The sequence below is a fragment of the Pseudoalteromonas nanhaiensis genome, from assembly GCF_051235485.1.
In the GTDB taxonomy this organism is placed as follows: Bacteria; Pseudomonadota; Gammaproteobacteria; order Enterobacterales; family Alteromonadaceae; genus Pseudoalteromonas; species Pseudoalteromonas lipolytica_C.
Window position 1 is genome coordinate 14,540 of the sequence record NZ_JBPNYQ010000009.1, and the last position, 16,341, is coordinate 30,880.

12 protein-coding genes are annotated in these 16,341 nt (G+C 42.0%); 6 read left to right on the top strand and 6 right to left on the bottom strand.

Annotated features, from left to right (window positions below):
• The first annotated feature begins 46 nt into the window (after positions 1-46).
• Together ACSFVZ_RS09880 and ACSFVZ_RS09885 are read left to right on the top strand one after the other, a co-directional pair.
• Complete coding sequence (locus tag ACSFVZ_RS09880) at positions 47-631, top strand: YqaA family protein (RefSeq protein WP_135925729.1); 585 nt, start codon at positions 47-49, stop codon at positions 629-631.
• A 78-nt stretch (positions 632-709) separates the two neighbouring features.
• Positions 710-2,296 (top strand): L-lactate permease, encoded by a 1,587-nt coding sequence (locus tag ACSFVZ_RS09885; RefSeq protein WP_435558736.1) that lies wholly within the window; start codon positions 710-712, stop codon positions 2,294-2,296.
• A 58-nt stretch (positions 2,297-2,354) separates the two neighbouring features.
• Here ACSFVZ_RS09885 and ACSFVZ_RS09890 read toward each other — a convergent pair whose 3' ends face one another.
• Together ACSFVZ_RS09890 and ACSFVZ_RS09895 are read right to left on the bottom strand one after the other, a co-directional pair.
• Positions 2,355-4,295 (bottom strand): phytase, encoded by a 1,941-nt coding sequence (locus ACSFVZ_RS09890; RefSeq protein WP_435558737.1) that lies wholly within the window; start codon positions 4,293-4,295, stop codon positions 2,355-2,357.
• Positions 4,296-4,353: 58 nt separating this feature from the next.
• Complete coding sequence (locus ACSFVZ_RS09895; protein WP_435558738.1) at positions 4,354-6,654, bottom strand: TonB-dependent receptor plug domain-containing protein; 2,301 nt, start codon at positions 6,652-6,654, stop codon at positions 4,354-4,356.
• A 284-nt stretch (positions 6,655-6,938) separates the two neighbouring features.
• Here ACSFVZ_RS09895 and ACSFVZ_RS09900 point away from each other — a divergent pair, with 284 nt between their 5' ends.
• The 4 genes from ACSFVZ_RS09900 to ACSFVZ_RS09915 all read left to right on the top strand — a co-directional run bounded on the left by ACSFVZ_RS09900 (position 6,939) and on the right by ACSFVZ_RS09915 (position 11,460).
• On the top strand, positions 6,939-7,856 hold the full coding sequence (locus tag ACSFVZ_RS09900; RefSeq protein ID WP_435558739.1) for a GGDEF domain-containing protein: 918 nt from the start codon (positions 6,939-6,941) through the stop codon (positions 7,854-7,856).
• Positions 7,840-8,838, top strand: a complete 999-nt coding sequence (locus ACSFVZ_RS09905; protein WP_435558740.1) for a helix-turn-helix transcriptional regulator — start codon at positions 7,840-7,842, stop codon at positions 8,836-8,838. Before ACSFVZ_RS09900 ends, ACSFVZ_RS09905 begins: the two co-directional genes overlap by 17 nt.
• A gap of 155 nt (positions 8,839-8,993) precedes the next feature.
• Entirely contained in the window at positions 8,994-10,346 is a 1,353-nt protein-coding gene (locus ACSFVZ_RS09910) for a magnesium transporter (protein ID WP_435558741.1), read from the top strand.
• Between the two features lie 208 nt (positions 10,347-10,554).
• Positions 10,555-11,460, top strand: coding sequence for a tetratricopeptide repeat protein (locus ACSFVZ_RS09915; RefSeq protein ID WP_135925723.1), 906 nt, complete (start codon positions 10,555-10,557; stop codon positions 11,458-11,460).
• On the opposite strand, the gene ACSFVZ_RS09920 is transcribed toward ACSFVZ_RS09915, so the two are convergent.
• From ACSFVZ_RS09920 to ACSFVZ_RS09935, 4 genes are all read right to left on the bottom strand, one after another.
• Positions 11,457-12,005, bottom strand: coding sequence for a hypothetical protein (locus ACSFVZ_RS09920; RefSeq protein ID WP_435558743.1), 549 nt, complete (start codon positions 12,003-12,005; stop codon positions 11,457-11,459). The two genes, ACSFVZ_RS09915 and ACSFVZ_RS09920, sit on opposite strands and share 4 nt — an antisense overlap.
• Positions 12,006-12,157: 152 nt before the next feature.
• On the bottom strand, positions 12,158-14,677 hold the full coding sequence (locus tag ACSFVZ_RS09925) for a TonB-dependent receptor plug domain-containing protein (protein ID WP_135925721.1): 2,520 nt from the start codon (positions 14,675-14,677) through the stop codon (positions 12,158-12,160).
• Between the two features lie 134 nt (positions 14,678-14,811).
• Complete coding sequence (locus ACSFVZ_RS09930) at positions 14,812-15,795, bottom strand: GGDEF domain-containing protein (RefSeq protein ID WP_138556587.1); 984 nt, start codon at positions 15,793-15,795, stop codon at positions 14,812-14,814.
• A 150-nt stretch (positions 15,796-15,945) separates the two neighbouring features.
• On the bottom strand, positions 15,946-16,323 hold the full coding sequence (locus ACSFVZ_RS09935; RefSeq protein ID WP_435558744.1) for a DP-EP family protein: 378 nt from the start codon (positions 16,321-16,323) through the stop codon (positions 15,946-15,948).
• Positions 16,324-16,341 lie beyond the last annotated feature (18 nt).

A 16,341-nucleotide genomic window follows, 5' to 3' on the forward strand; every position in this document is an offset into this window, starting at 1 on the left:
GTTTTTGTTGTACCCTAAAGCCGAGCAAAACGATTAAGGATGAATAATGGCAATTGCTAAAAAGTTAAAGCAAAAAACACGGCAGTTTATCGACTCTAAACATATGCTTAAATCGATTACGGTGGCATCATTTTTAGAGTCAACCATAGTGCCTATACCGCTTGAAGCTGTGCTTGTTCCGTTAATGCAAGCTCGCCGTGAAAAGCTGTGGTTAATCGCATTAATGGCGACCATTGGCTGTATTATTGGTGCTATTTTTGGTTATGCCCTTGGTTATTACCTATTTGACGTAGTAGGCGATTGGGTAATTAATACCTTCTCAAATCCTGAGCAATTCGAGCAAGTTAAACAAAAAATGCAAGCGCAAGGCTTTTGGTTTGTATTGACGCTCGGTATAGTGCCCATTCCATTTCAAATTGCCATGCTTGCCGCGGGTGCAACTAAGTATTCAATTTTTCTCTTTTTACTGGCTACGGTCATTGCGCGCTCAATCCGTTACTTTGCCCTTGCTGCAGTTGTTTATTACGCGGGTAATCAGGCTGAGCGAATTATTCAAAAGCACAAAACTAAAGCCTTAGTCGCTATTTCTGTGTTAGTACTGTTAATTTGGTGGCTTAGCACACTCATTTAACAAATAAAAAATACTGATTATGGTTATCCTGTCTATACTTTTAATTAAGGAAAGCGCTTAAAAACAACAGGATGACCCATGAATACCCTAGTGGCTGCACTGCCTATTTTGCTATTGATCTGGATGATGGTAAAACGCAGCCCCATCGCTTCTTACATTGCTTTACCAATAACGGCGCTGCTCGCTGCTTTACTGCAGCTGTTTTACTTTCAAGCTGATTTAAGGCTGTTGCTTGCCAATGTGTTTGCTGGTGTGTTGTCTGTCATGACGCCCATTTCTATTATTGCCGGGGCTATTTTGCTTAATCGCATGTTGGCAATATCAGGAGCCGAAACCACGATTAAACACTGGCTCGAATCAATAAGTAGTAATCAGGTTGCGCAATTGATGATCATAGGTTGGGCATTTGCATTTATGCTCGAAGGTGCATCGGGGTTTGGTACGCCAGCAGCTATTGCTGCGCCCATTTTGGTTGGGCTTGGTTTCTCGCCTTTTAAAGTGATTGTTTTCACTCTTATTTTAAACTCAATTCCCGTTTCTTTTGGGGCTGTGGGCACGCCAACGTGGTTTGGCTTTTCGGCGCTACAGTTAGATGATGGGCAAGTGCTGGCTATCTCAAAATGGACGGCACTGTGCCATGTTATTGCTGCTTTGGTTATTCCTATGATTGCGCTGTGTCTTGTGCTGCCACTAAAAAAGGTGCGTCAAAATAGCGTATTCATTTATCTAAGCGTGTTTTCATGTGTCTTGCCTTATTGGTTGTTTGCCCAGTGGAACTATGAGTTTCCATCGTTGATTGGTGGTGCAGTGGGGCTACTAGTCACTATTTATTTAGCAAGCCGGGGAGTGGGTTTAGATAACTCAGCTGCAAATACACAAAGCTCGAAAAACAAGGTTGAGTTCACACCTAAAACGCTGTTTGTAGCCTTATTCCCGCTATTACTCTTGATTGTTGTGCTGGTCATAACCCGTATTCATCAGCTGGGTATTAAAGCACTGCTTAACGACGAAACGCTCTGGCTGAGTGTCAATTTGGGCTTTGCGCAATTTGAATTAAGCAAAGCACTGATCTTATCTTTACATGAGATATTTGGCACGACGGTGGGATGGTCGTATAAAACCTTGTTTGTTCCAGCCTTGATCCCGTTTGTATTGGTGGTGTTGATCTGCGTGCCGTTACTTAAGATGAGTAAGCCACAAGTAAAGAAAATGTGCTCCGACACCTTAGGCCGTATTGCTATGCCATGTATTGCTTTAATCGGTGCATTGGTGATGGTGAATGTTTTAATGCAAGGCGGCCATAATGCACCCATATTTTATATGGCGAGTACCTTTGCTGATTTAAGTGGTGAGCACTGGGTGTTATTTGCCTCGTACTTGGGGGCACTCGGCACTTTCTTTTCAGGCTCGGCAACCGTGTCTAATCTTACCTTTGGCGGTATTCAATATGGTATTGCTGAGCAAGTGGGCTTATCAGAAACTTTAGTGCTTGCGTTGCAATCAACAGGGGCGGCGATGGGTAATATGATCTGTATTAGCAATATTATTGCTGTAGCCAGTATTGTTGGAGTGAATAATCAAGAAGGGCCAGTGCTTAAGAAAACCTTTTTGCCGATGCTAATTTACGGAGCAATAGTTGGGGGCTTTAGTTACCTATTTTACTGATTAAACATGTGCAGATAAAAAAGGTGCCCAGATAAACCGAGCACCTTTACGGAGTAATTTATTGAATAGCTTTTTTTACTTCGCGCCAATCAATAATTTTAAAGTTTTGCGGTGCCTGTGGCATACGGTTGTAACCATCTTGCACAATTAGCACCCCTTCAGGGTAGCCCGGTAACGCAGCTGGTGTTACCGTTAGGCCATCGGTTTCTGATACGCCATCTATTGCTAACTCTAGGTTATTGCTGATTGCAAATTTACCCGCAAACTCTAGGCTAGGGGTATTGCCATCGATAATTTTATAAAGCACATAGCTGTAATCACCTTGGCTAGAAACCACTAAATAACGGGCATCTTTCGCGTGATAGATTTCCATGCCTTCTACATCATCAACCAGCATATCGTTCACGGTTTGTAACATTACAGGTTTATTTCCTGCTGTTGGCTCAGCGCCAATAAACCAAATACCTTCGTCTTCTTCACCTAAAAATAGCTGTGCGGTTTTATCATCTGCACTGCAACCTTCAGGTTGGCTCGGTACACTAAATTCGCGTACTAGTTGTGCTGATACGCTCTCATTATCACCAGTTAGTTTGTATTGCTGAAACAGGCCTGATTTGTCATTCATAAACACATAGTTGCCTGTGTTTGATGAGTACATACACATACCGTAAATTTCGTTTAGGGTTGTTGGCAACTCAGCAAGATGTTGCACCTGATTGCTTGTATCAACGGTGTAAACACTGATGCTGTTATGAGAACGGTTACTACCTGCAATCCAGGTATTCGTTGCGTTGTTGATACTGGCATGTTGGCGCACATCAACATTATTTAAACGGCCTGTTTCTAGCGCTTGTAGCTCTTTGCCTGCAAGGTCATACACCATTAAACCACGGCGTTTATCGGTACCTAGGATCAGGCTTTTTGCTCCATTTTTTGGATTTACCCAAATGGCAGGGTCATCGGCGGCATCACCAAAAGCACGCACTGCATCGGTTTGCGCTTGTGCATTGATATAAGTAACAGCCGCTGTTTTAGCGCTATTTTGTTGCTTAGCTTGTGCTTTAATTTGCCCATCGATTTGACCTTTTACATAATGACCTGATTCATCATCGTATAGCACGATATCAGCTTGATTATTGTTAAAGCGCACTGCGGCAGATTCAATTGCCAGTTCACCAGCAAATTGCCAGCTGCGAAAACGTTTAGTACTCTTTTCGTAGCGATGTAATTGGTTATCATCAGAAGTGGTAAACCATAAGCTACCATCATCTGTTGTGCTTAAACCGCCAACTTCAGGCGCTAAGCTGCCAAATGGCGACATCATAGCAAGGGGCTTTTTATCGGCGCGAGATTCAGCGTCGGCGTTAATTTGCCAAATGCCTAGCTCGCCTTCGCTTAGGTAAAGGGTTTTACTGTGATCATCAACCGCACAGCCTGATGTTTCACTTACGCCAGCAAACTCGCGTAATTCAAGGTTTAATGCGCGCTTGTTTGCCATATCAAACACCAGTGTTTCGCGAATAAGACCTCGAGCATCTGCCACAAATGCCGACACAGCTTGAGTAGTCGGGTTAGCAAATAAACACACCGCTTCAGGTTTTGCTTTGGGTGGGCTTATACGGCTGATTTCAGTCAGCTGCCATTTAGGCGCTTTTTGTAAGCTAAAAATCACCGCTTGGTCGGCTTCGTTGTCGATGCTAGCAACAAGGTAACTGTTTTTGTTGATTGCTTTAACAGATAGCGCTTCGAAGTTACCTTTTTGTAATGCGTGCTGTTTACCTGCGGCATCAATAAGCTGAAGGCCTTGGCTTTGTGAGCTTAATAGCCAAGCGTCATCAGCAAGGGCTGCTGCTTGTGAGCCTTGCATATTTTCAGTTGTGCCAAAGGCTGTTAATTGGTTTTTACTTGGTGCCTCGGTTGCCGTTGTTTGGCTACACGCTGCTAGGGTGCTCAGTATTACTGCACTGGCAACAAGATTAAGTGGTTTTTTAAAATTCATGGGATCCCCAAATATACAACAAGGCAGCAATGCGCTGCCTTAATAACTCTTTTGTGTATTAAAACGCGTAGCGCAGCATTAACTGAATAACAGGGCCTGCTTCTTCAGACTCCAGTTCATACTCGTCAAAGTCGCGGTTGATTTGGTCATCAACCGTGTCGAACTTGTTAAAGGTTTCGTCTTTGCTTGCATCAAGTAGGTTTGAGCCCACTAAACGAAGCGTGACGTCTTGCCAGCGTTTTTCTACGAATACTTCAAGGTCTGCGCCGTAGTGTGTGGTCACTTCTTCACCCACGATACGGCCATAAGCATCACCTTGTTTACGGTAAGTTGCACCGAACGAAGCGCCTAAATCAGGTAGGTCTTGAATAAAGCCAACGTTAAACACATAGTCAGATTGGTCGTTGAATTTACGGCTACCGAAAGTGTCATCTACTTCTGAATCAAGCCATGAGTAGTTAAAGAATACCCCGGTGTTTGGCATGCTAATGGCGCTTAGCGGCGTTGATAAATCAAGCTCGATACCTTTTACGTTGCCATCACCTGTGTTACGCGGTTGCAAAATGTAAGTACCATCACCTTCTGAACCTTGTTGGCCTGTATTAGCAATTTCGATAAGGTCAGTGACATCGCGGTAGAACACGTTGAGTCCTACTACGCCGCTTTTACCTAAGCGATACTCATAGCCTAAGTCCATACCCCATGATGATTCTGGTTGTAGGTCTGGGTTACCTAAAAAGTCGTTATCGCCTAATTCTTTTTCAAGTAGAGCTGGGGTGATGTAATCAAAATCAGGGCGACGTAAGCTACGTGCAACCGAGGCACTAACACGGCCATTTTCAGAGACGTTGTAGCGTAAATGTGCCGATGGTAAGAAGAAGTCATAATCGTTTTTAGCGCTCACACCTTCTGCTTTGTCTGTAATGGTTGAGTCAGTTGTTTCGTAGCGCACACCTAACTCCCACGAGAAGTCTTGGTCTTCGTGCTTAACTAATGCAAATACATCTAGGCGGTCTTCTTCGAGTTTATTTACGCCACCAGAGGCTGCTTCAAACTCGTTGTTAAAGCCTGCCAGTGACATTGGTGTTTGGCTGAATTGATCCCAGTTTGTAAAGCTTTGTTCGCTTTCATCTTCGGCTTGATAAACCGCAGTATCGCGCTCTTTACCTTGTACAAAGGCACCAAATTGAATCGTTTTGTTCTCGCCTGCAAACAAGCTATGTTGCCATTGTAATGACCACTCTTTGTCATCAAGATCTACGGTTTCTTCTTCTTCCTCAAATACCATAGGTAGTTCAGAGGTATCGATTTCTACTTCTTGCTCGTAAACAGACTCTTCAAAGCTTGCAAAACCAAGTTTGAATTTACTGGTGCCACCAAAAAGGGGTAACTCATAACCCGAGTTGATGTTGTAGTTGGTTTGATCGATGAAAGATACATTGGCGTTGTCGGTTTCAAGATTACCGCCTTCAACAATTGAGTTATTGATTGCTGTTGGGTCGTCATATTCAAATGAACGCTCATCTTCAGTACGGTCGGTATCAACCCAAATCGCGCTGATATCAAACTTGCTGCCATCATCAAAAGCAATTTCGTAGCTGGCATTTAGCGAGGTATCGTCACCGTCGCGAATATCTGATTGATCTTCGCGGTTATCAAATTCTTCGGTTTTGTAATTAGCGTTATTCTCTGGGCTATCGCCATAGCGTAGGCTTGATTTTTGTTTTGGGTTATAACGACCTTGTAAGTTAGCGCCAAGTAGTAAGCGGCCGCCAGCAAACTCGGTGCCGTAAACACCAGCAAAGCTTTCTTTTAATTCGCCATCGTCATAACGCAGGCCACCCGCACGAAGGTAACCACCATCTAGGCTGTAACCGTCACGCAATACAATGTTTAGCGTACCGGCAATGGCATCGGCAGAGCGGTTTGCACTTGAAGCACGAATAATTTCTACACGCTCAATTAGCTCAGCAGGAATACGGTCAACAAAGAATGAGCGGTCAGCACCTGCACCAGGTACTTCTTCACCGTTGATAAGGACCTTTGTGTAAGCTGGGCTTAAGCCACGCATACGCGCGCCATCAGACTCTAAAACATCCGATAAAAACGTCACACTTGGTACGCGTTTTAATGCATCACCGGCAGTAAGCGGTTCAAAACGTTGAAAGTATTCTTGTGAGTATTCAAGCGTCGGTGCCAGCTCCTGTGAGCGGTTGCGATAACCAATCTCGCCATAGACAACAAGCTCTTCAGAGACTTTTACTTTTTTCTCATCGCTGTTTTGTTCGTCTTGTGCGTAAGCGGCAAATTGGCATAAGGCGAGGGCGCTTACTAACGCCTTCGTTTTAAATTGTTTCATGGGTTTGCTCCTGGTTGTCCTTGGTTTGATGAGCAAAGTACGCAGCTTAAATGACGCAAATGTGACAGAAAATCGCTAACAGCCTGTAAAAACAAGTGATTAGCGGATTTTAAAAGTACTTTTGAGCTGCAATAACCCCATCTTGTTAAGGTAAATACAGTGCTTAAGGGGTTTAACAAGGTTTGACTGTCGTTTTGCTGTCACATCATTGAGCTAATATGACCCTGCTGCTTTAAACGCTAACGAGTTAGCATGGCAGCGTGAATTATTGTTAGGTACTGAGAATGCGATATAACCCTTTTACTCATCATCGACTTTTAACCAATGCAGTTATTGCTCTATTTGTAATTGCGTTTTTGCTAAGCGCACAAGCAGGAGAATTAAAGCCTCTTGCTGATATCGCATGGTTAGATATTTTAGGCGAGGGTGGCATTGTGCTAATGACCCTTACTTGGATAGCTGCGCTGCTTATTTCGAGGCCGCCCGGCAAAGTCACCAGTTTTTTAGTGCTAGGGCTTGGGCTTTTTATGTTTTCAGCTTCCCTCGATTTATTTGATGAGTGGTTACATCAACCAACCAATACTTGGCTTACTTGGATTGAATCGTTACCTGCGCCGATAGGTATGATTTTTACAAGCCTTGGGCTGTATCAATGGCATCAAGAGCAATACGTACTTAACAGGCAATTAAAGCGCCGTGAAGCACAGCATCGTGAGCATGAGTTAGTGTGCTCAATAACAGGGCTGTATAAGGCTGATTACTTACAAGCAGTGTTAAAAGAACAATTAAGTGAGCCACAGTCACTGCAACTGGCCGCCATTGATATTCGTGGTTTTGCTGATTTTAACGCTGAATTTGGTTTTATCGAAGGAGACCGCTTACTACGTGAAGTAAGCGAGCTTTTATTGATGAATTGCCGCCTTACCGATGTAGTGTGCCGCTATGCAGGAGACTGCTTTATGGTGCTGATGCCAAATACCAGCGCAGTACAAGCAAAAGAGCTGGTGGCGCAAATTACCTCGGCGCTGAGCCATTGTGCTTTTAAGGTTGAAGGCGAAAAACATGCTAAGTTTCAAGATGTAACAGCGGCCTTAGTGGGCAGTATGCAAGGCGATACACCACAAAGTTTAAGCTCGCGTTTACACGCTAAGTTACAACAACAAAAACAACAAAGAGTCAGCCATTGTGAAGCCGTATCTTAACCAAGATGACAAATACCTTACCGCACAGGGCCTGATCACCACGCTGGTGGAGCTGGCCTTAAGTCGCGGCATTGCACTGCATAAGTTACTCAGAGGCACAGGGGTGTTTGAGCAAGACTTAATGAGTGTGCAGCATCAGTTTAGTATTTCGCAGCAAGTGCGCTTATTGACGCAGTTTAAGCAGTTGATGAAATCCGCCGACAGTGGCTTTTTATTAGGCAGTCAACTGGCAAACGATACCTCTGTTGCCGCCCAAGGCGTGTTACATGCAGCACATATCGGCCAAGCTTTAAAGCAGTTACACAATTTGCGCATGCAACTGGCACCTTTGTTATTTAGTTATAGTTATGTGCATAACGAGCAGTATTACATTGTGCTGCAAAACGCAGTAGGCTTGGATGATGAAATAAGCCAGTACGTTATGGAAATTTACAGCGCCGCGTTTTACCAAGTTCTTAAAAAAGTGGCGGGTGAGCGAGTCCCTTGTCAGTTTGAGTTTGCCTATAAGCGCGCCAGACATAGCCAAGAATACGAGCAACACTTAGGCCTCAAAGTCGCTTTTGAAAAGCCTATAACTCGTTGGGTATTGAATAAACACGCGCTTAGGCTCACTAACCCCGCGTTTAGTAGTTTTAGGTTTTCACAAATTAACTCGCAACTAGCGGCATTAAATACTGCAAACAGCACTTTTGTGGAAGCCGTAAGCCGATTAATTTATCAAAATCCAGCGTTAAATTTAGAGCAGGTAGCCAGTCAATTTGCTATGAGCCCTGCAACCTTCAAGCGCAAACTAAAAGCTCATAGCGTGCGTTTTTCTAGCTTGTACGATGAGCAAAGTAAGCGCAAAGCTATTTACCTGCTTGCCATGCGCGAGCAATGCAATGAGCAAGTCGCCATGCGCTTATCATTTTATGATATTGCTAATTTCAGACGAGCATTTAAACGCTGGACCGGGCTTACGCCAAGTCAATTGAAGGGGTAATACTCACTTAGTTTTACTGAGTGATAATTGAAAAAAGCCCTTAAGCTCATCTATATGACTGATTGGATGAAGATAAAAATATATCAATTACGGGCAGTTATTTTAATTAAGCTGCGTTAGACTACTGTTATTGATGTAATTAACCGAGGTCTCAAATGATTGAGTATCCTGTTGACCAACTTCCCCAGTTAATTGATGACTTGCTTCAGTGTGACACTACAACACGTAAAAATAAGTTACTTGCTGATGCTAAAGAAAAGCTTTCTACTGAGCATTTATCGTTATTGTTTGAAGCATTACCTAAAGAACAACGTTTAGAAATTTGGCAATTACTTGATGAAGATACCCAGCATGAAATTTTCATTAACTTAGGTGGTGATAGTTGTCGCTGGTTGTTACAGAGTTTAGATGAAGCTGAGGGCTTTAAGTTACTTGACGAAGTTAGCGTTGAAGAGCTACTTGAACTTGAAGAAATTATTCCCGAACGCTTTGTTGATTATGCACGCAGACAACTTGATGAAGTTCAAACGAAGCAATACGACCTTGCACAGCAATATAATCCTGAGCAGCTAGGTCACTGGCTCGATTTTGATGCGCTTAAAGTGTCAGAAAAACTCACCGTACCTGGCGCGCGTAAAATTTTTCAAAAAGGTTTACCACAGTACACCGAAGTGATTTATTTGGTGAGTCGTAAAGGCACACTCATTGGTGAAGTTGCAATTAATTCGTTATTTAAAGCCAATGATAACGACAGCCTGCTGGATTACGCGAACCTTGATGTGTCGGCTTTACACGCTGATGACGACTTATACGAAGCGGCCGAAGTGGTTATTCATAGCGAAAAAATGGCGATGCCAGTGGTTAACGCCGACAACAAACTATTAGGCCGTTTGTCGGTGTCATCAGCCTATGAATTGCGTCAAGAAGTAACAGACGAAGCCGCTGCAAAAGCGGGTGGTCTACGTGAAGACGAGGATCTGTTCTCGAGCGTGACCAAATCGGCAAAAAACCGCGGTATATGGCTTGGTATTAACCTAGCAACGGCATTTTTAGCTTCTTGGTTTATCGGTTTGTTTGGTGCAACTATCGAGCAAGTGGTTGCACTAGCGGTACTTATGCCGGTTGTCGCTTCTATGGGCGGTATTGCAGGTAGTCAAACGTTAACGGTTATTGTGCGCGGTTTAGCACTCGGTCAGGTGACCGACTCTAACCGCAGAGCGCTGTTGAAAAAAGAGCTAAGAGTAGGGGCATTAAATGGCTGTGTTTGGGCCTTTGTGATTGGCGTGCTTACTTATTTCTGGTTCAACGATGGCATGTTAAGTTTAACCATTACTATCGCTATCTTACTTAATTTAGTGGCTGCCTCGTTATCGGGAGTCGTGATCCCATCTATTTTGGATAAGCTCAAAATCGATCCTGCTCTTTCAGGCTCTGTGATTCTTACCACAGTCACCGACATTGTGGGTTTTGTCACCTTTCTTGGCTTAGGTAGTTTGTTGCTACTCTAAATAATTTTAAAGCAGGTTAACTCGGTGCTTAGCCTGCTTATTTGTTAGTCATGCAATTTCAAACTTATTAAATGTATAAAAATGCTTAAATTCACTGTGTGAAGAATCTAAATTATTAATATTAACTATAAATTTAACTAAAAAGTGCTGTAATATAGCAGGATATTTTGTTATTTTTCTGTGTGTATTGTCACTTAGAAGTTAGTAGATGAAGAAAAGTTTAACCTTTTTGTTATTTAGTTTCTGCAGCTTTAATGCTTTAGCATCAGAGAACTTTAGTGACCATGAGATATTCTGTAGCCAACAACCTCAGGCTCTATGCTTAGATTATATTAATCAACAGCTAGCGGTAGCAGAGCCTGGTTCGGCACGCTGGTATGAAATTAAGTCGTATCAGTTTGATTACTTTTACGACAAAATGGAATATCTCGCCCTTAAAGATAGCACCGAGCCATTTATAAATGGCAAAGACCTTCCTGTTGTTTTTCAAGTTCAAGTTTATTTTTATTACGCAAAGTCGATGCAATATTTCGGCAATCATGAACAAGGCCGCAAATTCGCGACTTTGGCATTTGAAAACCTACAGGCTATTTTCGATTCATTCGGTAACCCAATGCGCATGGTTGAATTGGCCAATTTGCAATACGTGTTTGGCAACAAAGAAACAGCATTGCACATATTAGATAGGGCTGAACGTCGCTTTGGAAAGAGCAAAGATCCTATTTTTCATTTTGAACTTGCTTCAAATAAAGCCAATGTTTTCCATTCACTGGGTGATGTAGATGGAGCACTCGCAAGTCGTCGGGTTGCTGTAGATTGGATTTTAAAAACAAACCATAAACGTAAAATCTCTGTAGCATTAGGCAATTTAGCGAGAACGTATCAAATACTTGCTCAGTACGACGAAGCAGATAAATTGTATGTTCAATCACTTAAGTATATTGATGTAGAGTCTGATCGTTTTGTTCTTGCTATTTATAAGCTACGCTTGGCTGAAATCAATTGGCAGGCAGGCAAGCCAGAACAAGCTTTAAAGTGGTTTAAGCAAGTGCATAAAGGTGACATTCGTAAAACACACGCGAAGCTTTATGCACAGCTAGAAAACGTACTTTAAATATTGTAAAAACAGCCCGGTTTTTCGTCTTCACCCGGCGCTAAAATTTGTAGGTGAGTTGACTCACCTTGTTCCATCAACGGTTTCATAGTTTTATCAAATTGTTTAGCGGCATGTTCAATTAATTTTGCTTGCTGTTCTAACGCTTTAAAATCGGCATCATGAGCAGCCATAAGTTTATTGAGTTCTTTAGCCAGTTTATCTTGCTCTTTTAATAAGCTTTTATTAATTCGTAGGTGGTTCTCGTCTTCAATAACTGCTTCTTCGGTGATCGCTTCTATTTGCTCAGAATAGTCAGTAACTTGTTGTTCTATGGTACTAATTGGTTGTTCTAGCGCTTCTAGTTTTACTTGTTCACGTTCAAGCTCTAGGTATGCAGCAATCTGTTCGTTATTGAGGGTACTTTCGCTTACCTTTTTACAGTCTTTAAAAGTAATAACGCGATAATCGCCCTGAGAAACTGCATTATCTGCGTTTGCTAAACTGATGCATGCAGCACTTGCAGTGATGAGGAGTGCTCTTGTGGTAAAATTTCGTAAATTCATGATGCTGTCCTTCCTAATAGGTAATGTTAATTAGTTAGTCGCAGCAAGTGGGAATAAAGTTTATGGCATAGGCGCTTTTTTAAAAATTATTTAAAAAAGCGCCTAATTTTAAAAAGTTAGCTGTGTGCTAGCCTAAACCAGCACACATTAATTTAGAAGCTATAAGTGATGTTACCGTAAATAAAACGGCCATCTAAGCTGTATGGCGCAAAGCCACTATAAGGGAATATGTGGTTAAAATCGCTATAACCAATATTGCTTACAGTATCTTGAGGGTACTGATCGAATAGGTTATTGGCACCTAATGCAAACTTCCACTGCTCATCAGGGCGATAAGCCACTTCTAAGTCAGCAATCCATTTTGCATCAAGTACTTCATCGTTTTCAGCACTATTTGAGGTATCAATAACTTCACCATAACGAGTTGCTCGTAATGTGGTTTGGAAGTTTTCATAATCCCACGTTGCAGACAGGTTCCATTTATCCGCTGGTGTACCTTTTTCAAAACGAGTTACTTCTCGACGAGAAAAATACTCGTAGCTGTCACCTAACGCCTCTAATTCCGGTGGATTTTCTTTAACGTGTGTTACTTCAGTGTCGTTAAAGTTAACCGCAGCACTTAAGCGTAAATCACCATAGCTTTCTAAGCCTAATGAGTAAGTAGCAACAATATCAACACCTTGTGTACGTGAATCAATGGCATTGGTGAAGTAGCGAACGCGTTGTGTATTAACTTCGCCAGCTTCGGCTAAAATCGCTTCAACTTCTGGGCCACTTAAGTTTTCAGATAATACGATACGGTCATCAATTTCAATGCGATACGCATCAAGAGTTAAGCTAAAACCGCCTTGAGTAAAGATGAAACCTGCCGTCATATTAACTGACTCTTCAGCATCTAAATCACGAGCCCCTAGTGCTTGCGCTGCAGGTTCATCTACAGGGAATAAACCTACTTCACTTGGCACACCATTCTCAAATAAAGTACTTACCGACTTATATGAAGTTTGGGCAAGTGATGGCGCTCTAAAACCTGTGCTAATTGCACCACGTAACGACAGTGACTCATTAATGCTGTAACGCGAAGCTAGTTTAGAGGTAAAGGTGCTACCAAAATCGCTGTAATCTTCAAAACGACCTGCTAAAACAAGGTTCCAATCTGTTGTTAGATAAGTATCAAACTCAGCAAATATTGCAATGTTATGGCGGCTTTTATCAGTTGCACTTTCAGGTGAGAAACCCGGTAATACTTGTGCGCCACCGGCAGCAACAGGGTTACCTTCGTCATCTAATACGGTTAGGTAAGAGGCCGTTTCACCCGCTTTGATTTGATAGTTTTCGTGGCGGTATTCAGCACCAATCGTCACAAACACATCATCAGGTAAACCTAAATCTAGCGTGCTGCTGGCATCCATATTGACTAGGTATTGCTCATATACGAGCGAGCCATCATCAAATTCTGTTGGGCTGCTAACACCCATAGAGGTATTTAAACTGTTGCTTACGCCAATACCAAAGTCATTGCGACCATAATTGCTGCTTACATCCCACGCCCAGTCATTGGTTTCGCCATTAAGGCCAATTGCAAATGAGTAGTCATCTACATCAGTATCTATTTGCGGTAAGAAGCCGTCAGGATACACTTCAGTTAAGTTACGAGAGTCTTTGGCACGACGATAAAAACCACCTGAGTTACCTTCACGGTTTGAGTAACTTGCAAAAGAGTAAAGTGATAACGAGTTATCAAACTCATAACCTAGGTTATAAAAAAGCGCGAAATCTTCAATGCTTGCTTTACCAAAACGGTGGTTATAGCGGTCAAAGTCGAATTCACGAGGGTCTAAATTGCCATTTGCATCACGGCTGTACTGTTCGCGTTGGTCAAAACCAGAGCGATTCGTTGGCTCGTTATTTCGTGACTCAATAGACAGGTTAATAAAGCCATTATCACCCAGCGCAAAACCCGCGTTAGCGCTTGCTGTGCGTGAAATACCATCATTTACTTCACGGTCGCCGCCAGTCTCAAAGCTAAGGTTGCCTTCGCTATCAGTTGTGGTGTTTAGTAGCTGAGGAGACCCTGCCATTTGTGTATCGTATTCACCATATGTGAAGCTCACGCTGCCGCCTTCATCGGCGTCTTTTAATACAATATTGATCACACCAGCAATCGCGTCAGAGCCGTATTGAGCAGCAGCACCATCACGAAGTACTTCTACGCGTTTAATTGCTGAAGTAGGAATATTATTTAAATCAACAGCTGTTGAACCACGGCCTACTGTACCGTTTAAATTTAATAGTGCACCCGCATGGCGGCGTTTACCATTGATAAGTACTAATGTGTGGTCAGGAGCAAGGCCACGTAAAACAGCCGGTTTTGCATGGTCAGTTCCATCAGCAATGGTGGCACTAGGGTAGTTAAAGCTAGGTAACTGAGAGGCAAGTACTTGGCTCATATCAAGTTGACCAGTGCTTGTTAGATCGCGACTTGTTAATAAATCGACAGGTACAGTACTTTCAGAAATACTACGAAGGCTTCGGCGAGTACCTGTTACAGAAATAACTTCAACATCTTGAGCAGTGTTTTCTGTTGTTTGCTCAGCAGCGATTGCAGTCACTGATGTAGCTAGCGTACTTGCAATAGCGAGTTGCAAAGGTACTTTTTTAAAAAGTGTCATTGTTGGATCCCTTGTGACGTTGATTTCACGTTGCAGTTTATCAATAAAAAAGGAACAAACAAATAACATAAAAGTATACTATATGATTATCTAAACAAGCTATTTAGCTCATAGTTCTACACTAAAATAACCTTTTATGCGCTTATGCTTATTTTATTTCTGCCCTCTGTTTTTGCTCGGTATAAAGCAGTATCTGCAGCACAAATTAGTGCCTCAGAAGTACGGTATTGATTATTAAACTCGCAAGCAATTCCTTGGCTTACACTTATTCTAAAATCACTCGGTAGGCCAATTTCAGTAAATGACATATTGTTTATTTTTATTTGAATATGTTTTGCAATAACTGCTGCCGTATCTTTTTGACACCTTGGTAATATAACCGCAAATTCTTCACCACCATAACGGGCTGCCAAACAGTCATGAGAGGGGAGTGATTCTGCAATTATACTCGCTACTTTTTGTAAGCACTTATCGCCTTTAACATGACCAAATCGGTCATTAAATAATTTAAAATAATCAATGTCGATTAATATAGTGCTAATAGCTTGGTTGGTTTGCACGCTTTCTTGCCAGTGCTCTTTTAATGATTCCTCAAGGGTTAATCTATTTGCAAGGCCGGTTAAATGGTCAGTGGTGGCCTGTTTAACTAAGCGATTATATTGCTCTTTGTGCGATGATAAATCATGTAATACACAAATAAATAAATTATCTGCAACGGCAATGTTTTTTGGCAAGCTTGAAATACATAAATCCGCTTCAAGGGTTTTACTATCGGCGCGGTTTATTTTAACTTCGTTTGGACCAAGGCTTATCGGCGAGTCTTTATGATCTAACCAACTGAGTAGGGTATACATGTATTTATCACGGTCGGTGTCGTGTAGGTAATGTAACAGGTTTTGACCGATTAACGCTTCTTGGTTGTCACCTAAAAGTTGTGCCGCCATCGGGTTTGCAAATTCAAACGTGCCTTGACCATTAATGATAAACACCCCTTCAGGAATGTTCTGAAACATTTGGGCAATTAGTGCAAGTTGCTCTGAATTGATAGACTGCGCAAGTGCGTTTTTAGCTTCTGATTTAGCAGTGCTTGGTTGTTCATTTTTGTTGTTAGTAGACACGTTCGTTTCCTTTTTGCCGATGCAAACGATTTTGGTGTCTATAAAGTTACTTAAAAAAGTGCAAATTAACCTTCTGGTAATCTTCTGGTTTTAATTGTTTGTTTTTAAATGTAAAAAAGCTCCATAAAAGGAGCTTTAAGTGAGTGTTTTTTAGTCTTCTTTATCATTTTTCACTTGTGGATCGGCACTTTCATAGCTTGTGCCATTGCACTCTACAATGAAAATCATACACGCAGTACCGCTATTTTCATCTGAATCTGCAATCTCAATTGTTTGACCATTGTTAGTGACTTTAAAGCTAAAGTCTTGCTCGCAATCACCTTCAAGGTTTGCAAATTTCGCGCCTGTAAATTGAAAGCCAGCATCAACAGTTGCGTCATCAAGTGTATAAATGCCTAGGCTGTTTCTTTCATTGACAGTACCGCCTCCAGAAACTTGCTGACCGTCTTGGAAGTATGTAAATAAAGCTTCATTTTCAGTGTTAAGTTTAATATTCACTGTAAAGTTGAAAGTTTGACTTTCGCTCATTATTATTACCTTCTAGTT